Raw genomic sequence first — 6290 nt, forward strand, 5'->3', positions numbered from 1 at the left:
TCGACGCCGAGCCCTGGCTCGCCGAGCAGGAGGGCGAGGAGCCTGCCGCCGCCGGAGCCTACGCCGCCCCCGTCGACGCGGCGGAATAGCCTTTTCCCGACCTGCCACCGATCGGCGGCGCGGTGCGAAATGCCGCGCCGGAAGGGCCAGGCTGCCCTTTACATGCCTTGCCGCATGTGAGATATGTTCACCGTTGAACATAAATTCATTTGCAGATCCCCGTGATTGAACCGCAGACCGACCTCCCGGACGAAGAACATCTCTTCCGCCTCTTGCGCCAGCTCGACGCGGCGCCGGAGGCGTCGCAGCGGGCGACGGCCGAGGCGCTGGGAATCAGTCTCGGCGGGCTCAACGCGCAGCTTCGCGCGGCGACCCGCGCGGGCCTCGTCCGGATCGCGGAGAAGAACTCGACCGACCGCCGCCAGAGGGCGGCCTACCTCCTCACCCCGCGCGGCGCGGCCGAAAAGGCCCGGCTGGTCACCCGGTTCCTCGCCCGCAAGTTCGACGAATACAACGCTCTCCATGCCGAACTGACCGGCATGCCGAGCCGCCTCAGCCCTCCAGGAAACAGGACATTACCGATCATGCAAAGCCACCTTGCGCCCGTGCCCGAACTCTACGTCTCCTATGACAGCGCCCAGAAACTGAAGCTCGAGGCCGCGGACCTCCCCTCCTGGGACCTGACGCCGCGGCAGACCTGCGACCTCGAACTGCTGATGAACGGCGGCTTCGCGCCGCTGAAGGGCTTCCTCGGGCGCGAGGACTACGAGAGCGTGGTCGAGACCATGCGCCTCGCCGACGGGACGCTCTGGCCGATGCCGATCACACTCGACGTGTCGCAGGCCTTCGCCGACAGCGTCGAGCCCGGGCAGGACATCGCGCTGCGCGACGCGGAGGGCGTGATCCTCGCGATCCTCTCCATCTCGGACAAGTGGAGCCCCGACAAGCCGCGCGAGGCGGCGAAGGTCTTCGGCGCCGACGACCTCGCGCATCCGGCGGTCAACTACCTCCACCACGTCGCGGGGCCGGTCTATCTCGGCGGCGCGATCACCGGCATCCAGCCGCCCGTCCACTACGACTTCCGCGCCCGCCGCGATACGCCGAACGAGCTGCGCGCCTATTTCCGCAAGCTCGGCTGGCGCCGCGTCGTCGCCTTCCAGACGCGCAACCCGCTGCACCGCGCACACCAGGAACTGACCTTCCGCGCCGCCCGCGAGGCGCAGGCGAACCTGCTGATCCACCCCGTCGTCGGCATGACCAAGCCCGGCGACGTCGATCACTTCACGCGCGTGCGCTGCTACGAGGCGGTGCTCGACAAGTACCCGGCCGCGACCACGCACATGAGCCTGCTGAACCTCGCCATGCGCATGGCGGGCCCGCGCGAGGCGGTGTGGCACGGGATCATCCGCAGGAACCACGGCTGCACCCACTTCATCGTCGGTCGCGATCACGCCGGACCGGGCAAGAACAGCCAGGGCAAGGACTTCTACGGCCCCTACGACGCGCAGGAGCTGTTCAAGCAGCACGAGGCGGAGATCGGCCTCGAGATGGTCGACTTCAAGCACATGGTCTACGTGCAGGAGAAGGCGCAGTACTACCCCGCCAACGAAGTGCCCGAGGGCGACACGATCCTCGACATCTCCGGGACCGAGCTGCGCCGCCGTCTGCGCGAGGGGCTCGAGATCCCCGAGTGGTTCTCCTTCCCCGAGGTGGTGCAGGAGCTCCGCCGCACCTCGCCGCCGCGCTCAAAGCAGGGCTTCACGGTTTTCTTCACGGGCCTTTCGGGGTCCGGCAAGTCGACGATCGCCAACGCCATCATGGTCAAGCTGATGGAGATGGGCGGGCGTCCCGTGACGCTGCTGGACGGCGACGTGGTGCGCAAGCACCTGTCCTCGGAACTCGGCTTCTCGAAGGAACACCGCGACATCAACATCCGCCGCATCGGCTACGTCGCCAGCGAGATCACCAAGAACGGCGGCATCGCGATCTGCGCGCCCATTGCACCCTACATGGCCACCCGCAGGGCCGTGCGCGAGATGGTCGAAGCCTACGGCGCCTTCGTCGAGGTCCATGTCGCCACCAGCATCGAGGAATGCGAGCGCCGCGACCGCAAGGGCCTCTACAAGCTCGCGCGCGAAGGCAAGATCAAGGAGTTCACCGGCATCTCCGACCCCTACGAGGCGCCGACCGCCGCCGAGCTGGTGGTCGACACCGAGGGCACCGAGGTCGACTACTGCGCGCAGCAGGTGCTCCTGAAGCTCGAGCAGATGGGCCTCGTGGCGGGCTGACCTCGGGCCTGCTCTCCGTCTCGCGGCCGCCGCCGCGGGACGGGATAGGATGGCTGCAACGCCGGTCAGTCACCGCTGCGACTGTGGACAAGGCTCCCATCCACGGTGCCCGCGCCGCGGATGAACCCGCTGACCGCGCCGCTCAGCGGGCTTCGGGGAAGGCTGCGCCGGGGTCGAGGACCGCGACCGTTCCGGCGGGAATGTTCCAGAGCGTCGGATAGCGCGCGAGGAAGGCCGCGCCGATCCTGAGAAGGTCGGCCTCGGGGTCGGACCGGCTGTCGCCGGGCCCGCCCGCCTCCACGAGGCGCAGGTCGAGGTCGCGGAAGGCCGCGCCGCCGAAGATCGCTTCGGCGAGGCGCGCCCTGTCCCCGTCCACCGCGAGGAGGCCCGCCTCCTCGAGCGCGGCGCGCGTCGCGGCACGGAGGTAGAGCGTCCCGCCGTCGCCCGTGTCGAGGTCGAGCGCGAGGGGCAGGCCGCCCGCCTCCGCCGCCGCCGTGGGCAGCCCGGCCTCGCCCGGCGCGACCTCGATCCGCGCGAGCACCTCGCCGGGCGCGGGCGCGTCGGCAAGCGCCCCCTCCGGCCCCGCGCGCAGGATCGTCAGCACCTGCCGCCCGTAGTCGAGCACGAAGGCCTCGCCCGCGACCGCCGGCGCGCCGACGAAGCCGAGGAAGTCGTCGCCGAGCGCCGCCTCCGCGAAACCGAAATTGCCGCTTCTGAGCGCCGGACCGAGCGTCACCGCCTGCCCCCCGAGCGTGACCGGCGCCGCCTGGTGCTCGCGCACCTCGATGATCTGCCCGGAGGCGGCGCGCCCCTCGGCGAGCAAGCGCCCCTCGGGCAGGTCGAGCGCGTCGCGGTTGAGAAAGACGGCGTCGGGCGTGCCCATGTCGAACATCATGCGCCCCTCGGCCCCGCCCACCGTGGCGGCGATCATCGGCTTGCCGTCCGCGACGGAGAAGGGGATCTCGCGGCGGTCGGCGCCGGGTGCCAGCAGGTCCGCCGCCGCCGGAGCGGGCAGCATCGCGGCGAGGAGCAGCGCCGGGAGAACCGGCGCGCGCCGCGCGGGGAACAGCCTGCGACCCATCGGGAAAGCCGCCTCAGCCGTCGCTCGGCGCGGCCTCGGCTCCGGGCGGGGTCTCGGCGGTGTCGGGTTGGTCGGCGGGCGTGGGCGCGTCCCCGTCGGTGGGAAGGCCCGCCTCCCACTCGGTCTGCAGCACCTCGCCGGTCGCGTAGCGCATGACGCCCGCGCCCTGCCTGCGGCCGTTGACGAAGTTGCCCTCGTAGACGTCGCCGTTCGAATAGGTGGCGATGCCGTAGCCGTTGATCTCGCCATCGTCCCAGGCGCCGGCATAGGTGAAGCCGTCAGGCATGGTCAGCGTACCCTCACCCTCGCGCTGACCCGCGACGAACTCGCCCTCGTAGACGGTGCCGTCGGCATAGGTCGCCACGCCCTGCCCATGGCGCAGTCCATCCTCCCACTGGCCCTCGTAGCGGTAGCCGTCGGGATGGCTCATGACGCCCTGGCCGTGCTGGCGCGCGTTGAGGAACTGGCCCTCGTAGACGAGGCCGTTGGCGTAGCGCGCGACGCCGGCGCCCTGGATGACGCCGTCGACCCAGTCGCCCTCGTAGGAGGAGCCGTCGGGATAGGTGATCGTCCCCGTCCCGTGGGCGAGGTCGTTGCGGAAGGCGCCGACATAGACCGAGCCGTCGGGATAGGTGACCTGTCCCTGCCCCTCGATCCGGCCCTCGTGCCATTCGCCCACGTAGACGTAGCCGTCGGTGCCGGTGAAGGTGCCCGTGCCCTGCCGCCGGTCGTCCTCGAACGTGCCCTCGTAGACGTCGCCGTTGGCGTAGACCACGCGGCCCTGCCCCTCGCGCCGGCCGTCGACCAGCGTGCCGGTGTAGACGTCGCCGTTGGGCTGGGTCAGCGTGCCCTCGCCGTTGATCTGGCCGTCGAGCCACTGGCCCTCGTAGACGACGCCGTCCGCCATCTCGAGGCGGCCCGTGCCCTCGCGCTGGCCCTCGTCGAACTGGCCGGTATAGGTCGCGCCGTCTGGGTAGACGATGGTGCCCTGCCCCTGCTTCAGCCCGTTCTCCCACTGGCCCTCGTAGCGGTAGCCGTTCGGCCCCGTCATGACGCCGAGCCCGTGGTGGAGCGCGTTCAGGAACTCGCCCGTGTAGCTCACGCCGTTGGCGTAGACGGCGGTGCCGGTGCCCTCGATCCGGCCCTCGTTCCACTCGCCGTCATAGGTCGAGCCGTCGGCGAAGGTGATCGAGCCCGTGCCCTGCGGGCGGCCCGCGGCGAAGGCGCCCTCGTAGACCGAGCCGTCGGGAAAGCGCGCGACGCCCTGGCCGCGGATCTCGCCGTCGACCCATTCGCCGGTGTATTCGTAGCCGTTCGGCAGCCGGTAGGTGCCGGTGCCGTGCTGCACGCCGTTGCGGAACTCGCCCTCGTAGATTCCGCCGTTGTCGTACTGCACGATGTCGGTGCTGGTGTCGTCCTGCCCGAACGCCGCCCCGGACGCGAACATCAGTCCGCCTGCAACCGCGACGCCCCATTTCGTCTTTCGCACGGGTCTCGCCCCTCCATGTCCCGGAACCGCCTCCGTTCCGCCGGCACCGCTCGGCCCGGACAAAGCTAGGGGAGGCACCCAGTCTCTGCAACGCCTTTCGGCCCGCCGGGCGCGCGACGGCTTGGCCCCGCCGGGAGGTCTGCTATGTGGGGGCGCAACCGACGAGAGACGAGGCCCCGAGACCATGCCCGAGCGCTTTCGACTGACCCTCGCGCAACTGAACCCGACGGTGGGCGACCTCGCGGGCAACGCCGGGATGGCGCGCGCCGCCTGGGCCGAGGCGAAGGCCGCGGGCGCGGACATGATCGCCTTCCCCGAGATGTTCCTGACCGGCTACCAGCTCCAGGACCTGGTGAAGAAGCCCGCCTTCGCGATGGACGTGCACCGGGTGACGGGCGAGCTCGCCTCCGCCTGCGCGGAGGGGCCCGCCATCGGCATCGGCGGCCCGCTGCCCGGGGGCGCCAAGCCCTTCAACGCCTACTACATCCTGCAGGAGGGCCGGATCGCCGCGACCGTGCTCAAGCACCACCTGCCGAACTACAACGTCTTCGACGAGAAGCGCTACTACCACGCCGGCGACCCCTCGGGGCCGGTGCGCGTGGGGCCGGTGCGCATCGGCGTGCCGATCTGCGAGGACGCCTGGTTCGAGGACGTGACCGAGACGCTGGCCGAGACGGGGGCCGAGATCCTGCTCGTGCCGAACGGCTCGCCCTACCACCGGGGCAAGATGGACATCCGCCAGGCGCAGATGGTCGCCCGCGTGGTCGAGACGGGGCTGCCGCTGGCCTACCTGAACCTCCTCGGCGGGCAGGACGACCAGGTCTTCGACGGGGCGAGCTTCGTGCTCAACCCGCACGGGCAACTCACCCACCAGTTCCCGGCCTACGAGCCGGGCCTCTTCCACGTCGACTTCGAGAGGGGCGACGACGGCTGGCGGGCGATCCCGGGCGCCAAGGCGAAGCTGCCCGACGCCTGGGAGGCGGACTACCGCACCATGGTCCTGTCGCTCGGCGACTACATGCGCAAGGCGGGGTTCGGCAAGGCGGTCCTCGGCCTGTCGGGCGGGGTCGACAGCGCGCTCGTGGCCGCCATCGCCTGCGACGCGCTGGGACCGGAAAACGTGCGCTGCGTCATGCTGCCCTCGCGTTTCACCTCCGAAACGTCGCTGGAGGACGCGCGCGACGTGGCCGCGCGGCTCGGCTGCCGGCTCGACACGGTTTCGATCGGCACCGCGCACGAGGCCGTCCTCGGCGCGCTCGGGGACCTCTTCGCGGGGACCGAGCCCGGCATCACCGAGGAGAACGTGCAGTCGCGCCTTCGCGGCGTGATGCTCATGGCGCTGTCGAACAAGTTCGGCGAGATCCTGCTGACCACCGGCAACAAGTCCGAGGTCGCGGTCGGATACGCCACGATCTACGGCGACATGGCGGGC

Annotated in this window: 4 protein-coding genes; 2 read left to right on the forward strand and 2 right to left on the reverse strand. The window is 70.8% G+C overall.

What is annotated here, in order from left to right; genetic code table 11:
* Positions 1 to 221 precede the first annotated feature (221 nt).
* Positions 222 to 2288, forward strand: coding sequence for a bifunctional sulfate adenylyltransferase/adenylylsulfate kinase (locus tag ACTS11_RS15305; protein WP_442641164.1), 2067 nt, complete (start codon positions 222 to 224; stop codon positions 2286 to 2288).
* Between the two features lie 142 nt (positions 2289 to 2430).
* Here ACTS11_RS15305 and ACTS11_RS15310 read toward each other — a convergent pair whose 3' ends face one another.
* Complete coding sequence (locus tag ACTS11_RS15310) at positions 2431 to 3369, reverse strand: hypothetical protein (protein WP_442641165.1); 939 nt, start codon at positions 3367 to 3369, stop codon at positions 2431 to 2433.
* A 13-nt stretch (positions 3370 to 3382) separates the two neighbouring features.
* Positions 3383 to 4816, reverse strand: a complete 1434-nt coding sequence (locus ACTS11_RS15315; RefSeq protein ID WP_442641167.1) for a 2-isopropylmalate synthase — start codon at positions 4814 to 4816, stop codon at positions 3383 to 3385.
* 226 nt (positions 4817 to 5042) lie between these two features.
* Between ACTS11_RS15315 and ACTS11_RS15320 the strand changes: the two genes are divergently transcribed.
* Positions 5043 to 6290 (forward strand): NAD+ synthase (locus ACTS11_RS15320; protein ID WP_442641166.1); only part of this gene is annotated, 1248 nt, incomplete at its 3' end.

Origin of the sequence: Roseicyclus sp. (assembly GCF_052168335.1) — a bacterium.
GTDB lineage: Bacteria > Pseudomonadota > Alphaproteobacteria > Rhodobacterales > Rhodobacteraceae > Roseibacterium.

What these genes read in the sequence shown, in the direction of transcription:
- ACTS11_RS15310 (WP_442641165.1), bottom strand. Translation starts at nt 3,369, where the DNA reads ATGGGTCGCAGGCTGTTCCCCGCGCGGCGCGCGCCGGTTCTCCCGGCG.
- ACTS11_RS15315 (WP_442641167.1), bottom strand. Translation starts at nt 4,816, where the DNA reads ATGTTCGCGTCCGGGGCGGCGTTCGGGCAGGACGACACCAGCACCGAC.